The sequence below is a fragment of the Cryobacterium aureum genome, assembly GCF_002954245.1.
Taxonomy (GTDB): Bacteria; Actinomycetota; Actinomycetes; order Actinomycetales; family Microbacteriaceae; genus Cryobacterium; species Cryobacterium aureum.
Genome location: NZ_PPTG01000027.1, coordinates 36,882 through 54,841 on the forward strand (window position 1 = coordinate 36,882; position 17,960 = coordinate 54,841).

The following is a 17,960-nucleotide window of genomic DNA, read 5'->3' on the forward strand; positions in this document are numbered from 1 at the left end:
AACTGTCGGAGGAACGAACGTGGTGGTGGGCCGCGGCGCGTGAGCGGCGTGGCCTAGGGCATGGCAGCGGGCACCGGCAGTGCCCCACACCCCTCAAGGACCCGAAGCACGGTGTCGTGCTGGTTGAAGGCGTAGAGGTGGAGCCCAGGGGCACCGCCGGCGAGTACGTCCTGGCCGAGGCGTACGGCGTAGTCGATGCCGATCTGGCGCTGACCTTCCTCGGTCGGTTCGACCTCGAGCTGGATGGACAGTTCGGCGGGCAGCTTTTCGCCGGAGAGCTGCAGGATGCGGCGCAACCGATTCGGGCTGGTGACCGGCATGATCCCGGGAAGAATAGGAAAAAGTACCCCGGCTGAGCGCGCCCGCTGGATGAAGCTCAGGTAGTCGTCGGCGTGGAAGAACAGCTGGGTGATCGCCAGGTTAGCTCCGGCGGCCTGCTTGGCGAGCAGGGTGTCGATGTCCTGGGTGACCGACCGCGAGTTCGGGTGGCCGTTCGGGAAGGCCGCAACGCCGATGCGTACCTTGCTCCGTTCCGTTTTCACCCCGCGGGCACCGGGCAGGCCCGGAATCACCGTCTCGATGTAGGGCACCCGTTCGGTCTGCACTCGGTGGATGAGCTGCACCAGCTCACCCGCACTGTGCAGGTCCCCGAGAAAGGTAGTGTCGCCCTCCTCTGCACCCTGCGGCGCGTCGCCGCGAATGGCCAGAAAGCTGCGGATACCGGCATCGAGAAACTCGCGAATGAGGCGGCTGGCTTCTGCGTGCGAGGAGCCGACGCAGGTGAGGTGAGCCATGGCATCCACTTCACTATGGTCCTTGATGTAACGCAGAACGTCGAGCGACGAGTTGCGCGACGAACCGTTGGCACCGTAGGTGACCGAGATAAACTCGGGGCCAGCGGCGGCCAGATGATCGATAGTGCGGGTGAGAGCGGATGCTGCGGCCACCGATTTCGGCGGATACACCTCGAACGAGAACGCCGGGCGGGCGTTACACGCGGTAGGCGTTGGGGCGGTCATGATTCCTCATTCGGCAGGAGCGGTACAGCGGGTGGTGGCCGGGCGGCCGCGGGCACACCAGAAGTCTGGTGGGTTTTCGCGGGCGGGTGCCGGGCTCGGCTGTCGCTCCATGCCGAGGAACGAATTCCTTCGGCAACGATTGATTAGACACTAACAACACCAGCGTCGGGTCGGGCGAATGTGACAGTTCGTGTCATCGCTCAAAACAGGTTGCGGCGCAGCGCTTCACCAGCGTCTAGGTCAGCTCAATCTGCAGTGGCGTGCGATCTAGTCGGACCGGGTCGGATGTGCTTTTCGTTACACTGAGCGTGTCGCTCGTCTGGACGACACCACTTTTCGCGCAGCCGGAGGAGGTGCTGGAATGTTGGAAACTTCTCCCGTTGTGCTCCGGTTACCGTTCCGGGGCCGGTGGATGGCGGAGAACAGCCCGGCGAACCGCGTTCCTAGCCATGGCACGCACCTTTTCGGCACGACATTCGCGATCGACTTCATCGCTGTCAACGAACGTGGCCTTTCGGGCAAGCGCGGCTGGCGCTCGGTGCTGGCAACAGAACCGCCTGAGGTCTTTGTCGGATTCGGCGCACCAATCCTCGCGCCGGCATCGGGCACGGTAGTTGCTGCGATCGACGGTGAGCTCGATCACGAGGCCCGCCGCTCACAATTGGCGCTCATTCCTTACGCGCTCTCTCAAGCCCGGCGTATTCGGACAGGCGTGCGCGCGATCGCCGGGAATCACGTGGTCATCGCGATGGGTCCTTTCGGGCCCTTCGTGCTCATCGCGCATCTGCGGCGGGGCACGGTGAACGTCGCAGTGGGATCGGTCGTCGAGGTGGGCGACACCATTGGTTCGTGTGGAAATTCGGGCAACAGCACGCAACCGCACGTGCACGTGCAGGTCACGGACTCGACTGTCTGGCCGACAGCGCGCGGCCGTCCGATCATCTTTGAGCGCCCTCACGTCAGCGGTGACAACTGGCTGCCAAGAAACGGCGAGGCATTCAACGCCTCATGAGTTGACTCCCACATTTGCTGAGAAACTGAAAGGTATCCGCTCAGAACGGTACGAAACCGCCTCAGGCCGCCGCGGTTATGACGCCCCCGACTGCTTAGGCAGGGAGCGTCGGCAGAATAACGAAGGGAGCGAACTGCGGCTCGATCTCGGGCGTGACGAACGCCGTGACATGGGTGCCGGTCTCGACGTATTCGGTCGTCTCGATGCGGCCCACGTCGTGCAGCACGGCGATGAGGTCGCCGCGGTCGTAGGGAATGAGCAGGTCGAGTTCGATCTGGGGGGTCGGCAAAAGCAGCGCGACCGCGGCGAGCACGGTGTCGATGCCCTCACCGGTGCGGGCCGACACGAACGTCGCCTTCGGCTCCAGGCCACGCAGCACGAGCCGGTCGTCGTCGCTGATCAGGTCGCTCTTGTTGAAGACGACCAGTTCGGGAATATCGCGGGCGCCGACCTCGGAGACGACGTCGCGCACGGTAGCGAGTTGCGCGACCGGGTCGGGGTGCGAGCCGTCGACGACGTGCACGATGACGTCGGCGTCGGCGACTTCTTCAAGCGTCGAGCGAAACGCTTCAACCAGTTGGTGCGGCAGATTGCGCACGAAACCGACAGTGTCGGTGAGGGTGTACAGGCGTCCGTCGGCGGTTGTCGACTTGCGCACGGTAGCGTCGAGGGTCGCGAACAGGGAGTTCTCGACGAGCACCCCGGCCTTGGTGATGCGGTTGAGCAGGCTGGACTTGCCGGCGTTGGTGTACCCGACGATGGCGACCGAGGGAACGGCGTTGCGCTTGCGGTTGGCGCGTTTGGCTTCACGGGCCGGTTTCATCTCGACCATCTGCTTTCGCAGTTTGGACATCCGGGTGTGAATGCGGCGTCGGTCGAGTTCGATCTTGGTCTCACCGGGTCCACGGGAGCCCATTCCTGCACCCGTGCCACCGACCTGGCCACCCGCCTGGCGGGACATCGAGTCGCCCCAGCCACGCAAGCGCGGCAGCATGTAGGCCATCTGCGCGAGTTCGACCTGCGCTTTGCCCTCGCGGCTCTTGGCGTGCTGGCTGAAAATGTCGAGGATCACTGCGGTGCGGTCGATGACCTTCACCTTGACCACGTCTTCGAGCGCACGACGCTGGCTGGGTGCCAGTTCGGTGTCGGCGATGACGGTGTCGGCGCCGAGCGCCTTCACGATGTCGGCCACCTCTTGCGCCTTACCCTTGCCGAGGTAGGTGCTCGGGTCGGGGGTAGCCCGCCGCTGCAGCAGACCGTCGAGCACGGTCGCTCCGGCGGTTTCGGCGAGAGCGGCCAGTTCACGCATGGAGTTTTCGGCGTCGTCAACGGTGCCGTGGGTATATACGCCCACCAGCACGACGTTTTCTAGGCGCAGCTGGCGATACTCAACCTCGGTGACGTCTTCGAGTTCGGTGGAGAGTCCGCCGACTCGCCGCAGGGCGTTACGATCGGCACGTTCGGACTGGTCGCCGTCGTGGTCACTGCCGTCATACTCGCCGGAGGCGTGAGTCTGCAGGGCCTGGGCTGCCCCGCTGCGGAACAGGGAGTAGCCGGCAGCTTTGCTGTCGGCGCTGGCCAACACGCGCGCGACAACATCATCTGCGTCTAGGGCTATTGCGCCGGTGTTTTCTACCGCGTCGTTTTCTACTGCGTCGTTGCCCGAGGGCGCCGTTGGATCATTCATCCCATTAACCTTAGTTCAACGAAGTTGAAAGGTTCCTCCTATGTCGTCCGACCATTATTTTTCTCCGGCGCCCGGCACCGTACTGAAAACTAGGCAGATCACGGTGCAGTTGCACGGCCAGGACCGTGAGCTGACGACCGCAAACTCGGTCTTCAGCCCCGCCCACATTGACGGTGGCACCGAGGTTCTGCTCAAGTACGCCCCCGAGCCGCCCCTCACCGGCCACTTTCTCGACCTCGGCTGCGGCTGGGGCCCGATCGCGCTCCACCTCGCCCTGGCCTCACCCGAAGCCACCATCTGGGCCGTCGACGTCAACGAGCGTGCCCTCGATCTCGTGCGCACCAACGCGGCCTCTCTCGGCTTGACCAACATCAACGCCGTGCTGGCCGCCGACGTGCCCCCCGATATCAGCTTTCGGACCATCTGGTCGAACCCCCCCATTCGCGTCGGCAAGGACGAACTACACGGCCTCATGCAAACCTGGCTTCCCCGCCTCGAACCCGAAGCGGATGCCTGGCTCGTCATCCAACGCAACCTCGGCTCGGACTCGCTCCAGCGTTGGCTCGCGGCCGAACTCCCCGACAACTTCGAGACCACGCGCGAGGCCATCAGCAAGGGCTTCCGAGTGTTGGCAGTGCACCGCGACTAGCCCAGGTTCAGAACCCCGTCGAAGACCAGCTCGGCCGGCCCGGACAGCGACACGTGCTCGCCGTCCTCGGCCGGGAACATCCGTACCCCGAGCACTCCCCCCGGTACCTCGACTCGCCATTGGTGCGGCGCCGATTTGCCGGCCCAGTGCCGTGTCGCGAGAGCAGCCGCGACCGCTCCGGTGCCGCAGGACAGCGTTTCCCCGCTGCCGCGTTCGTGCACGCGCATGCGGAAGCGTCCGACGCCGTTGACGACCAGCGGGTCGTTCGGGACCACGAATTCGATGTTCACGCCGCCGGCCGGTTCGGGCTCGAGTTGCGGAATGAAGGTGAGGTCGGCCGCATCGAGTTCATCGTCATCGGCGAGGGCGACGACCGTGTGCGGGTTCCCCACGTTGATTCCGAGGCCGGGGCGCGCTACGGGCAGGTTCTTGGTACGTACGAGTGGTTCGGTCCCGTCGAGCTTCCACCGGCCGAGGTCCACCTGGAAACCGGAGGCGTTGCGCTGCACGTCGCGCACGCCGCCGCGGGTGCCGATCGTGAGGGTGTCGCCGGGCAGCAGCTCAGCGAGGTCGTTCTCGAGCAGGAATTTGGCATACACCCGGATACCGTTGCCGCACATTTCCGAGACGGTCCCGTCGGCGTTCCAGTAGTCCATGAACCACTCGGCCGCGTCGTCTTCGGCGAGAGCGGCCGCACCGTCGGGAAGGTTCTTGCTGCGCACCGCACGGATGATGCCGTCGGCTCCGACGCCGAACTTGCGGTCGCACACGGCACGAATCTGCGCCGGAGTGAGCTCCATCGTGCCGTCGGGATCAGCGAACAGCACGAAGTCGTTACCCGTGCCGTGGCCCTTAGTGAAGTTCAGAGTGATGCCCATGCTCCCAGTTTACGGGGCGGTCACTGTGAGACTTTCCGGGCGACTCAGCTCGGTCATGCCGGCAGGGCACTGGGCGCACTGCCCCGGGCAACGTGTGCGAGGGCGTCATCGACCCGGTCGGCCGCATCGGATTCGATCCAGTGTGTGTGCGCATAGCGTTTGAACCAGCTCACCTGGCGGCGGGCATAACGCCGCGTGAGCTGCTGGGTGGCCTCGATGGCCTCCGCCTGGCTGTGCATGCCGTGCACCTGGCCGAGCGCCTGGGCGTAGCCGATTGCGCGGCTCGCCGTCACTCCGCTTTCGATGCCGGCCGTGAGCAGGTCGCGCGCTTCGTCGACAATGCCGGCCGCCCACATCCGTTCGACCCGGGCATCGAGCCGGGGGGTGAGCTGCTCGCGCGGTGTGCGCAGGCCGAGCACCACGCTGGGCTGCCAGTAGACGGGGTTCTCCGGTAGGGCAGCCAGGTGCGGGGCTCCGGTGAGCTCGACGATCTCCAGGGCCCGCACCAGTCGACGACCGTTGCTCGGACCGATGCGCGCGGCCGCCTGTGGGTCGACAGTCTGCAGCCGGGCGTAGAGCAGGCCGGGTCCGCTCGCGCTGAGTTCGGCTTCCAGCCTGGCGCGCAGCACCGGATCGGTGCCGGGAAACTGAAAGTCGAACACGACCGACGAGACGTAGAGTCCGGAGCCGCCGACCAGGATGGGCACGGCCCCGCGCGCGCGGATCTCGGTAATGGCGGCGCGGGCATCCGTTTGGTAATTGCTGACGGTGGCCTCGTCGGTCACGTCGAGCACATCGAGCAGGTGGTGCGGAACGTCGCGGCGTTCCGGCACGGTGAGCTTGGCCGTGCCGATGTCCATGCCGCGGTAGAGCTGCATGGCATCGGCGTTGACGATTTCGGCCGGCTGACCACGGGCAATCAGCCGTTCGGCCAGGTCGAGGGACAGCTCTGACTTGCCGGTGCCGGTGGAGCCGACGATCGCAATCAGTGCCGCCGGCTCCCCTGGTTTAGACGACACGGCTCCTAGCGTTCGTCGTCGTTCACGTTGTAAATGGGGATTGTGGTGGAGCCACCCTCGAGCCGCAGGCCGATCGTGGGAAGACCGAGCGAAACTGGACCTGCACCACTCGTTGCGTCACCGTGTGCTGGAACGCCGCAGGATTCGGCTTCCATGCGGTCCCACGCGTCGCCGGCCCGAGTCTGCCGGATTCGCAGCGGCGCACCGTCGGTGGAATCGGCGATCAGGTGGAACGGTGCGGCCTGGGTGACCACGACGGTGACCATATCGCCGGGCCGGGGCCGGGGCGAACCGGCCGGCACATCGAAGTGCACGAGGCGGCTGTCGGGAGCGCGCCCACTCAGCCGGTGGGTGTCGCTGTCTTTGCGGCCCCCGTTGGCGACAAGGAGCTCAACCTCGCGGCCGACCATCGCCTGGTTCTCTTCGAGGGAGATGCGTTCCTGCAGAGCAGCCAGACGTTCGTAGCGGTCCTGCACGATGGCCTTGGGTACCTGGTCGGGCATGGTCGCTGCGGGAGTACCCGGACGAATGGAGTATTGAAACGTGAACGCCGTCGCGAACCTGGCCTGCTCGACAACCCGCAGGGTCTCCTGAAAGTCCTCTTCGGTTTCGCCGGGGAAACCGACGATGATGTCCGTGCTGATGGCCGCGTTCGGCATCTGTGCCCGCACCCGGTCGAGAATGCCGAGGAACTTCGCCCCGCGGTAGGAGCGACGCATCGACTTGAGAATGCGGTCAGAGCCGGACTGCAGCGGCATGTGCAGTTGCGGCATCACGGCCGGTGTTTCAGCCATGGCATCGATGACGTCGTCGGTGAACGCGGCAGGGTGCGGGCTGGTAAAGCGGATGCGCTCCAGCCCCTTGATTTTACCGGCCGCGCGCAGCAGCTTGCCGAAGGCCAGACGGTCGCCGAATTCGACCCCATAGGAGTTGACGTTCTGGCCGAGGAGGGTGACCTCGATGGCGCCGTCGTCGACGAGAGCCTGGATCTCGGCGAGGATTTCGCCCGGGCGGCGGTCCTTCTCCTTGCCGCGCAGAGCCGGCACGATGCAGAAGGTGCAGGTGTTGTTGCAGCCAACCGAGATGGAGACCCAGCCGCTGTAGCTGGAGTCCCGTTTGGTGGGCAAGGTCGAGGGGAAGGTCTCGAGCGACTCGAGAATTTCGAGTTGAGCCTCGCCGTTGTGCCGGGCACGTTCGAGCAGGCTCGGCAGGGAGCCCATGTTGTGGGTGCCGAAGACGACGTCGACCCACGGTGCCTTCTCGAGGATGGTGGTCTTGTCTTTCTGAGCGAGGCAGCCGCCGACGGCGATCTGCATGCCCGCGTGCTTGCGCTTGACCGAGGCAAGGTAGCCGAGGTTGCCGTAGAGCTTGTTGTCGGCGTTCTCGCGCACGGCGCAGGTGTTGATCACGACGATGTCGGCCTCGCCGCCGTCGGCCGAAACATAGCCAGCCGCTTCGAGCGAGCCGCTGAGGCGTTCGGAGTCGTGCACGTTCATCTGGCAGCCGAACGTGCGCACCTCGTAGGTGCGTGCGCGCCCCGACTCGTCGATCGCGGCTGCCGAGGGGGTGATCACGGTTCGGCGGGCTAGTTCGGGGGCGACGATACTCATAGTGGGTATAGTTTACGCGAGCAATTCGGTGTGCGTGCCGTGAGCCTGACGCGAGCCTGCACCAACGGCCCCATCAACGAAAGCGTACGCGGGAGGTGCCACCGCCGCCACGGCCGTCCATAGCGGCTTTAATGGCGAATCGTACCGCCGATGAGCTGTACCCCTTGCGCATCAGAAAGCCGGTGAGCCGGCGGTCGATGGTCTGGTCGTCGAAGCGTTCCATTTGCCCGATGCGCTTAGTGGCCAGGTCGATGGCGCGTTCGACTTCGTCGTCGGGAAGTTCTTCAAGTTTGTCCTGCATGACGCTCGGGTCGAGTTTGCGCCTGCGCATTTCAGCTTCAACGCCCGTGCGGCCGAGGCCCTTCCGTGCGTTGTGGCTGTGGATGATCTGATCGGCGAGCTTGGCCTCGTCGAGGTAATTCAGCTCGATGAATTTCTCGACGATCTCACTCGCCGCATCGGAGTCGACCCCGGTGGCGTTCAAGACCAGGAGGGCTTCGACCGTGGAAAGGGAGCGGCCGCGCAGCCGGTGCAACAGTACCTTTTCGGCCCGCTCCCGCTGATCGGCTACCTCGGCGGCAAAGTCAGCGGCTGATGCGGCTTCGTCGTCGACCTGGTCGTTGTCTCCACCATCAGCCTCGTTGTCGGCAGCGGCCTCGGCAGCCTCCGCCTCTCGAACGGCAGCGGCCGCCGCAGCAAACCGGTCGACCTCTGCCGGACGTGGTTCGAGCGGCGAGCGGCGTTTCATGCCCGGGGCAGCACCGGGCAGGTAGGTCACGGGAGCCAAACCGGCGTCTGCTAGTTCTGCTGCGTCATCCCGGGGCTCGAAGTGCACCATTGGCGTGACCTGCCTTTCGTTGTCGTGCTGCGGTACTGCTGTTGGATGGTGCGGCCTGGTTAGGCGGTCTTGCGGGCAGGGGGCGCCTTGGTGACGACGGGGCCACCGGTCAGCAGGGCTGCGGCATCCGCTTCGGCCTTAGCCTTGGTTTCCGCCTCCAGCGCGATAGCGGCAGCGGCCTTTTCGGCGGCCTTGGCCGCGATACCCTCCGGACCGACACCGAGCTTGATCAGAATCTTGCGCTCGATCTCGTTAGCCATGTCGGGGTTCTTCATCAGGAAGTTGCGCGAGTTCTCTTTACCCTGACCGAGCTGGTCGCCGTCGTAGGTGTACCAGGCGCCGGACTTCTTGACGATGCCCTGGTCGACACCGAAGTCGATCAGGCTACCCTCCCGGGAGATGCCGATGCCGTACATGATGTCGAACTCGGCCTGCTTGAAGGGCGGCGCCATCTTGTTCTTGACGACCTTGACCCTGGTGCGGTTACCGATGGCATCCGTGCCGTCTTTGAGAGTTTCAATGCGGCGGATGTCGAGGCGCACCGAGGCGTAGAACTTGAGGGCTTTACCGCCCGAGGTGGTCTCGGGGCTGCCGAAGAACACACCGATCTTCTCGCGCAACTGGTTGATGAAGATCATGGTGGTGTTGGTCTGACTCAGGCCACCGGTGAGCTTGCGCAGGGCTTGGGACATGAGCCGGGCCTGGAGGCCAACGTGAGAGTCGCCCATCTCACCTTCGATCTCGGCGCGCGGAACCAGGGCTGCAACGGAGTCGACGACGATGAGGTCGATGGACCCGCTTCGCACGAGCATGTCGGCGATTTCGAGGGCCTGCTCGCCGGTGTCGGGCTGGGAGACGAGGAGGGCGTCAATGTCGACACCAAGCTTCTTGGCGTATTCCGGGTCGAGGGCGTGCTCGGCGTCGATAAAAGCGGCAATACCGCCGTTCTTCTGCGCGTTCGCGATGGCGTGCAGGGTGAGAGTGGTCTTACCCGAGGATTCTGGACCGTAGATTTCCACGATGCGACCACGCGGCAACCCGCCTATGCCGAGTGCGACGTCGAGAGCGACCGACCCGGTGGAAATGGTCTCGACGGGGGCACGTTCGTCGCTGCCGAGGCGCATCACCGATCCCTTGCCGAACTGACGATCGATTTGAGCGAGGGCGGTTTCGAGGGCTTTCTCGCGGTTCGCTTGTGATGCCATGGTGGTGATCTCCTTGGGTTCTGCACTGGCGCCGGCTGTGAACGGCGCTGCGGGTATGCATGGTGGCGCCTATAGGCTGTCGGTCCGCGCACCGGGAGAACCCGATGCCCGTTTCGACAAGGCATTTGCCGACTTTCTCTGACAAATTCGACTGTACGCCGCACCTCCGACACTGGTCGGGAGCACGATCAAACGGTGCGCAATCTGTCAGATTGTCCGCTGTGGAGGAGCCTATCAATCCCGAACAGGTATTCGAGCATTACCGAGAATGTTTTGCGGCGTGTCGAAGTATCGGCCTAACCGGGAACCCGGATGGGCGTTACTGGCGCGGAGCAGGGATGCCAGCGCCGTACCACCGGCTGTGCGGCACGTCGACTTCGGCGCAGAGCGCCAACCAGACGTCGCGGGCGGGAACGCCAGCAGCGAGGGCCTGATCGGCGGTGCGCCCATCGAGCGGGGTGAGAACGAGGTCACGGGTGAGCACGCGCCCGTAGGCGTCGCCGAACTCTTCTTTCATCGCGGTGCGAAATTCACTGAGTCGCACGACACTCCTTCCCGCTGAACAGACAACCACCGCCGACACTCGGTGTCGACGGTGGTTGATGATGCTGAAAATCCTGGAACGCTACCGGTTGATGACTAACGCACCATGAGATCGGCATCAAACGTGTTGACGAACTCGTCCGGTACCGTGTCGGGGAACTGATCAATTCCCTCGATGACGGCGAGACGATCGCCAACTTCGCGCATGATGACCGAGATCGGGGTTTCCAGTGCATCGGCGACAGAAGCGAGAATCTCCGAAGAGGCCTCTTTCTGTCCTCGTTCTACCTCACTGAGGTAGCCGAGCGCGACGCTGGCTTTGCTTGCGACCTGACGCAGGGTACGCCCCTTTTGCAGGCGGAAGTCCCTGAGCACATCGCCGATTTCCTGACGAACAAGAATCATCGGAACCTCCTTCTTATGCCTAATAACTACCCGGAATGCGATGCTGGATGCTTACAATACTGCATTCATCCGACGCACTGACACTACCGAGAATCACTGGGCTTTGCTTGTGAATGTATTCGATGTAACCAGCCCGTAACAGTAACTATTCCGCGTCCCCCTGCGCTATCAGCGCACGCACAGCATCGATCGCCTGACGTACCGTTTCGGCGCGAATCTCGCCCCGGTCGCCGTGAAGGTGCAGCGGCACCGCCCAGGAACCGGTCCCTTTGGAGAGGCCGATATAAACCGTTCCAGCCGGATGCCCGCCGTCCGGGCCTGGCCCGGCCACACCGGTGGTCGACACGCCGATGTCGGCGCGGACGTCGTTCACCGCGAGCAGGGTGCGCACTCCACCGGCCATCTGCTTGGCGACGTCGGCATGGACGGGGCCGTGCACGTTCAGCACACTGCTGTCGACGTGCAGCAGGCTGCGTTTCAGAGCAGTGTCGTAGGCAACAACTCCCCCACGCACCACAACGGATGCCCCGGGGATGCGCACAAGTTCAGCCACCAGCAGCCCGCCGGTCAGCGACTCGGCCACGGCGATGGTGAGGTGGTGGGTGGTGAGTTCCGCGATCAGCTCGGCCGTGGCATCCGCTGGAGTCGGTTCTGCCGGGTCAGGCAACGTCAGGCTTTCGCAGTCGCCAGGCCGAGACGAGGTAGTCGAGGCCGGAGACCACGGTGAGCACGAGGGCTATGGTCATGGTCGCCGTGTTGAGCCAATGCACCCACTCGCCGAAGACCAGCCAGAACGGCAGCAGGGCGAGCGAGATCGACACGGACTGGGCGATGGTCTTGAGCTTGCCGCCGCGGCTGGCCGGAATGACCCGGTCGCGCAGCATTACGAAGCGAAACACGGTGATGCCGATTTCGCGGACCAGGATAACGATGGTCACCCACCAGGGCAGCTCGCCGAGGATGGACAGGCAGACCAGGGCACCACCGGTGAGGATCTTGTCGGCGATCGGGTCGAGAATCTTGCCGAGGTCAGTCACCAGATTATGTCGCCGGGCGATCATGCCGTCGATACCGTCGGTAGCGATCGCGATGATGAACAGCACGGCGGCGGCCCAGCGCAGGGCGTCATGCGCGCCGTTGTCGGCCAGCAGCATCCAGATGAAGACCGGAGCAAGCAGAATGCGCACGACCGTGATGAGGTTGGGCACGTTCCAGTTGCTGGGGCGGGTGACGGATTCGTACGGTGTCGCCATGGTTCAGTCCCTGCCGGTTAGTTTCCAGGCGTCCTCGTCGTCCTCGGCGCCATCCACCTCAGAATACCCCTGTGACATTTTCTCCACCGGGTCGTCGGCATACCACGCGTCGGGCGCCGCATCGCCACGAGGATCGACGGACTGTGCCTTCAGTGCGTGCTGCTCGTCGTCGGAACCGCGCAGGCGGGCGAGCACGCTCGGCAGCTGTTCAGCATTCACCAACACGTCACGCGCCTTGGAACCTTCGGATGGGCCGACGATCTCGCGGGATTCGAGCAGGTCCATCAAACGGCCGGCCTTGGCAAAACCGACCCGCAACTTACGCTGTAGCATCGACGTCGACCCGAACTGGGTCGAAACGACGAGTTCGGCCGCAGCGAGGAGCACCTCGAGGTCGTCGCCGATATCAGAGTCGATTTCCTTGCGCGGGGCAACCATGGAGACATCGGGCCGGTAGTCCGGCCGAGCCTGCATGGTGACGTGCTTGACCACCTTCTCGATCTCATCCTCGGTGACCCAGGCGCCCTGCACGCGCACAGCTTTGGAGGCGCCCATCGGCAGGAACAGCGCGTCACCCTGACCGATGAGCTTGTCGGCGCCGGGCTGGTCGAGGATGACCCGGGAGTCGGTGACGCTCGTGACGGCGAAGGCCAGCCGCGACGGCACATTGGCCTTGATCAGCCCGGTGACTACGTCGACGCTGGGCCGCTGGGTGGCCAGCACGAGGTGGATGCCGGACGCGCGGGCAAGCTGGGTGATGCGCACGATGGAGTCTTCAACGTCGCGCGGGGCGACCATCATGAGGTCGGCCAATTCATCGACGACGACGAGTAGATAGGGGTACGGCTTGAGTTTGCGTTCGCTGCCGACGGGCAGCACGATCTCGCCATTGACGACCGCTTTGTTGAAATCGTCGATGTGACGAAAGCCGAAGCTCGCGAGGTCGTCGTAACGCATGTCCATCTCTTTCACGACCCACTGCAGCGCCTCGGCCGCTTTCTTCGGGTTCGTGATGATCGGGGTGATCAGGTGCGGTACTCCGGCGTAGGCGGCGAGCTCGACCCGCTTGGGGTCGATGAGCACCATGCGCACGTCGCTCGGCTTGGCGCGCATGAGCAGGCTGGTGATCATGGAGTTAACGAAGCTCGACTTGCCCGAGCCGGTGGAACCGGCCACGAGCAGGTGCGGCATTTTTGCGAGGTTGGCGATGACGAAACCGCCGCCGACGTCTTTGCCGACACCGATGGTCATCGGGTGGGTGGCGTTGGTGGCGGTGCTGGAGCGCAGTACGTCGCCGAGGGTGACGATTTCACGGTCGGTGTTGGGGATCTCAATGCCAATGGCGCTCTTGCCGGGGATGGGCGAGAGGATGCGCACCTCGTTCGACGCAACGGCGTAGGAGAGGTTCTTGCTGAGCGCGGTGACCCGCTCCACTTTGACGCCCGGGCCGAGTTCGATCTCGTACTGGGTGACCGTCGGGCCACGGGAGAATCCGGTGACCTTCGCGTCGACCTGGAACTGGCGAAGCACCTCGGTGATCGACTTGACGACGTCATCGTTGGCGGCCGAGCGCGCTTTGGCCGGCGGACCGGCGGTGAGAGTGGATGCCGCGGGCACGAGATATGGAATGGCCGGGTGGGGATCAGTGGACGCGAGGGGCGGCAGGGACGCGCCGGAGGCATCCACTGCCTGGCTCAGTTCAGGGAAGACGTCGTCGAAGCCGGGGAGCACCTCGGTGTGCCCGGACGGGTCGTCGGAGTGCAGGCCGGTGGACGGACCGGTGCCGAGGTCGACCTCGCCGGTGAACCGTTTGACGGCGAGCTCGGCCTTGCGCAGGTCTTCGAGCACCTCGGTGCCGTAGTGGTCGCGTTCGGGCGGCGCGGTGTGGTCGGTGACTTCGGATTCGATGGCGCTGTCGAAACCGCCGCGCGACTGGTTGCCGCCGAGCAGAACGCTGAGCGGGTCGGCCGGGGCCGGGCCGGGTTTCGCTTCTTTGCCGTTTTTTTCGGTCGACAAGGCGCTGCCGAAGTCGGGATCTTCCTCGCGCTTGCTGTTGTTTCGGCGCCACCACGGCAGCGCGCCTTCAGAATCGTCATCATCGACGCCGTCGAGCTCGACCTGCGCGGTCTTGCCCGGTTTGGTGCCCCTTGTCGTTTTCGCGGCCGCTTGTTCTTCGTCAGCCGTCAGTTGGGCGCCGAACAACCAGTCGTAGAGCTCGCGGGAGCGCTGGCCGACCCGGTTCGGCGGGGTCTTGGTGATGATGAACAGGCTCAGCAGTAAGAGCAGGATGACGACGATTGTGGCGCCGATCGACGTGGTGAGCATGATCAGCGGGGCGGCGATCATCCACCCAATGACGCCGCCGCCCAGGGCGAGGACCGGCATACCGTCTTGCGGCTGGGGCTGCACGCCGAAGATATGGCAGAGCCCCGAGATGGTCACGAGCAGCAGGCTGAGTCCGATGCCGATACGGCCGTTGTCGTGCACCGAACTGGGTTTGCGAAAGAGCCAGACCGAGAAGAGCAGCAGAATAACCGGCAGCGCGAAAGCTACCCGGCCGAACAGGCCACCGAAAGTGTACGCGTCGAGCTGCTGGGCGACGAGGTTGTTAATCAGAAACCATTCGACGATGGCGCCGGAGATGGCGAGCAGAACCAGAAAGAACGGCAGTCCGTCGCGGCGCTCGTCTTTCGAGAGCTTTTCTGGGCCGAGGGCACGGGCGGCCCCACCCGTGAGATGAGCCAGGCCCATCCAGGCCCGGGCGCCGACGCTCGGCTTCACGTCGACGGCGGTGAACTTGACGGTTTTCTGCGCGGCGGTACCGCCGACGCTCGTCGCCCTCGTTTTGCGCGCCGGAGCGCCCTTCGCTGCCGGGGTGCGGGCACGCCCGGTCGACTTAGTGCTCGTAGCCATGAAATAACGCTACCAAGCACCGCCGACATTCAGCCGACCCCACGCCCACGGCCTGCGTGGCTGGTGGGCGAAGCCGGGAGGCGGCATCCGTTCAATTTCAATAGCGGATGGCGTCGATCACCTTCACCCGCACCGCTACCAGCGCGGGGATCAGCCCGGCCAGGGCGCCCACGACCGTCGCACAGACCAGCCCGAGGATGGCAGCTTCGACCGGGAACGGTGGAAAATCGGTGACCTGGCCCTGGCTGATGAAGTCCTCGACAAACGGGCTCTTGACGATGAGCACGGCGGCGATCACCCCGATAATTCCGGCGACGACGGTCGCGACGACGCTCTCCATCATGACGGCGAAGAAGACTCGCCCGGCGGTCGCTCCGAAACTACGCCGAATGCCGATTTCCCGAATCCGCTGTTTGAGGGTGACCAGGGCGATATTGACCAGGCCCAGCGCACCAAGCAACAACACCAGTCCGGCGATGGCGCCGACGGTGAGCTTGAGCGAGAGATACGGGTCGCCCTCCATATACGCTGCGTAGTCCTGCCGGTTCACCTGAACGGATGCCGCACTCCCCAGAGCACCCTGTACGTCACGCTGCAGCGCGGTCACCAGCTGCTCGGACACGTCGACCGGCACCCACAGCTCGTAGGACGGCGGCCCAAATTGCAGGTTCGGGTCGGAGACGACCGGACTGATGGCCGTGAGCGCATCGGCCAGCATGTACATGGCCGGTTCGGTCTCCCACGACAGGGCGGGGTAGACACCGGTTACGACGGCCGTCGTCGTGCGTTCGCCCACCAGAGTCGCGGTCGGATGGGAGCGCAGGTCGGGTCGGCCGAGGCGGTCCCAGAAGATGGAGTTGATCAGCACGGCCGGCGCGAGCCGGGCCTGATCCTCGTCGGTAAACCAGACGCCCTTCTCGAGGGTGATGCGGTGCATTGTGCCGTAGGGCTGGTCGACTCCGATGGTCTGCACCGGCACGGCGCCGTCGGCGAATTGCACCGTCTGGCTGTTGTTGACTACCCGGCTGGCGTAGTCGATTTGGTAGCGTTCGAGGGCCGTACGCCAGATTTCGGGCATTTCAGGCGGGGTGGACCCATCGTTCATCGACACGTATAGGGAGAGGCTGGCGGCGCGCCCACCCGAGCGTTCGCTCGATTCCACGGTCGCCTGCTGGGCGACCGCGCCGAGACCCACCACGGTCGTGATGGCACAGACGGCGACGGCCACACCGATCAGGGACAGCATTACGCGGGTCTTGTGGATGCGCACTTCCTGCCAGGCCTCGATCACAGCGCCGACCAGGTTGCTCGCGGCGCGCTTCATGCGGGCACCCTACTTGTGACCTGCAAGACGCCGTGGTCGAGCCGCAGATGCCGATTCGCGCGGGCGGCGATAGCCGGATCGTGGGTGATGGTGACGAGGGCCGCCCCGGACTCAGTGGCGACCTCGTCGATGAGGTCCATCACGGTTTCACCGGTCTCGAGGTCAAGGGCGCCGGTCGGTTCGTCGGCGAGAATCAGTCGCGGACCACGAACCAGGGAGCGGGCGATCGCGACGCGCTGTTGCTCACCGCCGCTCAAACGGTCGGGCAGTGCGGCGAGGCGGTCGCCGAGGCCCACCCGTTCGAGCATCTCGGTTGCGATGCGGGCACGCTGCCAGAACTGGCGACCCTCGGCGTAGAGCAGCGGGGTCATCACGTTTTCGAGAGCGCTGCGGCCCTGCAGCAGGTTAAACTGTTGAAAGATGAAGCCCACCTCGCGGCCGCGCAGCCGGTCCCTGGCGCCGGAGGACAGTTCCTGCACCGCGCGGTCTTCGAACAGCATGGTGCCGCTCGTGGGGTTGTCGAGCAGCCCGAGCAGGTTGAGCAGGGTGGTTTTGCCCGAACCGGAGCGGCCAACGATTGACACGCGGTCGCCCGCATCGACGTCGAGGTCGACCCCGGAGAGGATGGTCAGCGGCGGCGCATCTATGAGCTGCACGGTGCGGGTGACGCCCTCAAGGTGCAGGAGAGTCAATGGGAGATCCCGCTGCTGGAGATGCTGGGGCCGAAGCACACTTCACTTCCGTCGGGTTGCAGGTCGCAGCCGCCCCCGGGAGTCACCGCGCTGGCACCCGGCACGAACTGGTTGACCAGGTCGCCCTCCACGAGCCCGTCGATGACCTGCACGTTGATGCCGTCGGTCATGCCGAGCGTGACCGGGCGTTCCTCGGTGCCGCCGTCGGCCAGCACGAACCAGACGATGCCGGTTTCAGCGGACCCCTTGACCGCGGTGGTCGGCACGACCAGCACGTTCTCGGCCAGACCGGCGGCGATGGTGATCTGCGCGGCGAGGCCGGCGAACACGGTCACCTCGGCCGGGATGGCACAGCTGACGGTGGTGCCGCTCGCGCCCGCTTGACCTTCGGCCCCGCCGTCACCGCTGGCCGACTCCCCGGCCAGCGGGGTGGTGATGGTCAGGCCGGTGCAGGTGAACGGTGCCGGCCCGTTGGTGATCGCGACGGATGCTTCGGTCGGCTTGGTCAGCAGCCGATACTGCTGCTCGGGGCTGAGTGAGCCACTCACCGAGAAGCTGGGTGGTGCCACCTGGCCCGTGGCGTCCCCGACGGCCACGCTCTGACCGTGGATCACGCTGAGTGAGCTGAGGATTCCGGTAATCGGGGCCAACACCTTGGCGAAGGTGATCACGGGTTTGGGTTGGGTGATGGTGATGTTACCATCGGCATCCGTTGTTTCGACGGGGTCTTTGATTGTCTCGACTCGAATGTCGTAGATTTTGGGCTCTCATGATGTAACCGTGGGGCCGTTGGGAGCGCCTTAACGGCCGCACGCCGCTCTCCGCCTAGGTTTCTAACTGTCAAAGGTAAGAAACTCGGGAACGGAAAAAGCGGCGTGCGAACTCTAAGAATATGGCGAACCCTCCTCGGTGT

Annotated in this window: 17 protein-coding genes; 2 read left to right on the plus strand and 15 right to left on the minus strand. The window is 64.8% G+C overall.

Features of this window, described 5'->3' with window-relative positions; genetic code table 11:
- Positions 1-53: 53 nt before the first annotated feature.
- A complete protein-coding gene (locus CJ028_RS10490; RefSeq protein WP_105035206.1) occupies positions 54-1,019 on the minus strand; it encodes a methylenetetrahydrofolate reductase in 966 nt (321 codons plus the stop codon).
- A gap of 412 nt (positions 1,020-1,431) precedes the next feature.
- On the opposite strand from CJ028_RS10490, the gene CJ028_RS10495 reads away from it, so the two are divergent.
- Positions 1,432-2,031, plus strand: coding sequence for a M23 family metallopeptidase (locus CJ028_RS10495; RefSeq protein WP_240607191.1), 600 nt, complete (start codon positions 1,432-1,434; stop codon positions 2,029-2,031).
- Positions 2,032-2,125: 94 nt separating this feature from the next.
- On the opposite strand, the gene hflX is transcribed toward CJ028_RS10495, so the two are convergent.
- The gene (hflX, locus tag CJ028_RS10500) at positions 2,126-3,718 is read right to left on the minus strand and encodes a GTPase HflX (protein WP_105035208.1); all 1,593 of its coding nucleotides are present in this window, start codon (positions 3,716-3,718) and stop codon (positions 2,126-2,128) included.
- 40 nt (positions 3,719-3,758) lie between these two features.
- Between hflX and CJ028_RS10505 the strand changes: the two genes are divergently transcribed.
- Positions 3,759-4,367, plus strand: coding sequence for a class I SAM-dependent methyltransferase (locus CJ028_RS10505; protein ID WP_105035209.1), 609 nt, complete (start codon positions 3,759-3,761; stop codon positions 4,365-4,367).
- Here the strand turns inward: CJ028_RS10505 and dapF are convergent.
- The 13 genes from dapF to CJ028_RS10570 form a co-directional block, all read right to left on the minus strand.
- Complete coding sequence (gene dapF, locus CJ028_RS10510) at positions 4,364-5,245, minus strand: diaminopimelate epimerase (RefSeq protein WP_105035210.1); 882 nt, start codon at positions 5,243-5,245, stop codon at positions 4,364-4,366. The two genes, CJ028_RS10505 and dapF, sit on opposite strands and share 4 nt — an antisense overlap.
- Positions 5,246-5,298: 53 nt before the next feature.
- Positions 5,299-6,264: a tRNA (adenosine(37)-N6)-dimethylallyltransferase MiaA gene (miaA, locus tag CJ028_RS10515; RefSeq protein ID WP_240607192.1), complete on the minus strand. Its 966-nt coding sequence runs from the start codon at positions 6,262-6,264 to the stop codon at positions 5,299-5,301.
- 5 nt (positions 6,265-6,269) lie between these two features.
- Entirely contained in the window at positions 6,270-7,874 is a 1,605-nt protein-coding gene (gene miaB / locus CJ028_RS10520) for a tRNA (N6-isopentenyl adenosine(37)-C2)-methylthiotransferase MiaB (RefSeq protein ID WP_105035211.1), read from the minus strand.
- Positions 7,875-7,947: 73 nt separating this feature from the next.
- Positions 7,948-8,712 (minus strand): regulatory protein RecX, encoded by a 765-nt coding sequence (locus tag CJ028_RS10525; protein WP_240607193.1) that lies wholly within the window; start codon positions 8,710-8,712, stop codon positions 7,948-7,950.
- Positions 8,713-8,771: 59 nt separating this feature from the next.
- Entirely contained in the window at positions 8,772-9,917 is a 1,146-nt protein-coding gene (gene recA / locus CJ028_RS10530) for a recombinase RecA (protein ID WP_105035212.1), read from the minus strand.
- A gap of 319 nt (positions 9,918-10,236) precedes the next feature.
- Positions 10,237-10,461: a DUF3046 domain-containing protein gene (locus tag CJ028_RS10535; RefSeq protein ID WP_105035213.1), complete on the minus strand. Its 225-nt coding sequence runs from the start codon at positions 10,459-10,461 to the stop codon at positions 10,237-10,239.
- Between the two features lie 95 nt (positions 10,462-10,556).
- Positions 10,557-10,865: a helix-turn-helix domain-containing protein gene (locus CJ028_RS10540; protein WP_092341034.1), complete on the minus strand. Its 309-nt coding sequence runs from the start codon at positions 10,863-10,865 to the stop codon at positions 10,557-10,559.
- Between the two features lie 145 nt (positions 10,866-11,010).
- Positions 11,011-11,532 (minus strand): CinA family protein, encoded by a 522-nt coding sequence (locus tag CJ028_RS10545; protein WP_240607194.1) that lies wholly within the window; start codon positions 11,530-11,532, stop codon positions 11,011-11,013.
- Positions 11,525-12,118, minus strand: coding sequence for a CDP-diacylglycerol--glycerol-3-phosphate 3-phosphatidyltransferase (gene pgsA / locus CJ028_RS10550; protein WP_105035214.1), 594 nt, complete (start codon positions 12,116-12,118; stop codon positions 11,525-11,527). Before pgsA ends, CJ028_RS10545 begins: the two co-directional genes overlap by 8 nt.
- 3 nt (positions 12,119-12,121) lie before the next feature.
- A complete protein-coding gene (locus CJ028_RS10555) occupies positions 12,122-15,031 on the minus strand; it encodes an FtsK/SpoIIIE family DNA translocase (protein WP_105035215.1) in 2,910 nt (969 codons plus the stop codon).
- A gap of 97 nt (positions 15,032-15,128) precedes the next feature.
- On the minus strand, positions 15,129-16,355 hold the full coding sequence (locus tag CJ028_RS10560; RefSeq protein ID WP_105035216.1) for an ABC transporter permease: 1,227 nt from the start codon (positions 16,353-16,355) through the stop codon (positions 15,129-15,131).
- Positions 16,352-17,047, minus strand: coding sequence for an ABC transporter ATP-binding protein (locus CJ028_RS10565; protein WP_105035217.1), 696 nt, complete (start codon positions 17,045-17,047; stop codon positions 16,352-16,354). Before CJ028_RS10565 ends, CJ028_RS10560 begins: the two co-directional genes overlap by 4 nt.
- A complete protein-coding gene (locus tag CJ028_RS10570; RefSeq protein WP_105035218.1) occupies positions 17,044-17,718 on the minus strand; it encodes an efflux RND transporter periplasmic adaptor subunit in 675 nt (224 codons plus the stop codon). The genes CJ028_RS10565 and CJ028_RS10570 overlap by 4 nt, the downstream gene beginning before the upstream one ends.
- Between the last annotated feature and the right edge of the window lie 242 nt (positions 17,719-17,960).

Coding starts and splice junctions, on each gene's coding strand:
- CJ028_RS10540 (WP_092341034.1), bottom strand. CDS start 10,865: ATGATTCTTGTTCGTCAGGAAATCGGCGATGTGCTCAGGGACTTCCGC.
- dapF (WP_105035210.1), bottom strand. CDS start 5,245: ATGGGCATCACTCTGAACTTCACTAAGGGCCACGGCACGGGTAACGAC.
- CJ028_RS10495 (WP_240607191.1), top strand. CDS start 1,432: ATGGCGGAGAACAGCCCGGCGAACCGCGTTCCTAGCCATGGCACGCAC.
- hflX (WP_105035208.1), bottom strand. CDS start 3,718: ATGAATGATCCAACGGCGCCCTCGGGCAACGACGCAGTAGAAAACGAC.
- pgsA (WP_105035214.1), bottom strand. CDS start 12,118: ATGGCGACACCGTACGAATCCGTCACCCGCCCCAGCAACTGGAACGTG.
- recA (WP_105035212.1), bottom strand. CDS start 9,917: ATGGCATCACAAGCGAACCGCGAGAAAGCCCTCGAAACCGCCCTCGCT.
- miaB (WP_105035211.1), bottom strand. CDS start 7,874: ATGAGTATCGTCGCCCCCGAACTAGCCCGCCGAACCGTGATCACCCCC.
- CJ028_RS10505 (WP_105035209.1), top strand. CDS start 3,759: ATGTCGTCCGACCATTATTTTTCTCCGGCGCCCGGCACCGTACTGAAA.
- CJ028_RS10560 (WP_105035216.1), bottom strand. CDS start 16,355: ATGAAGCGCGCCGCGAGCAACCTGGTCGGCGCTGTGATCGAGGCCTGG.
- CJ028_RS10490 (WP_105035206.1), bottom strand. CDS start 1,019: ATGACCGCCCCAACGCCTACCGCGTGTAACGCCCGCCCGGCGTTCTCG.
- CJ028_RS10555 (WP_105035215.1), bottom strand. CDS start 15,031: ATGGCTACGAGCACTAAGTCGACCGGGCGTGCCCGCACCCCGGCAGCG.
- CJ028_RS10525 (WP_240607193.1), bottom strand. CDS start 8,712: ATGGTGCACTTCGAGCCCCGGGATGACGCAGCAGAACTAGCAGACGCC.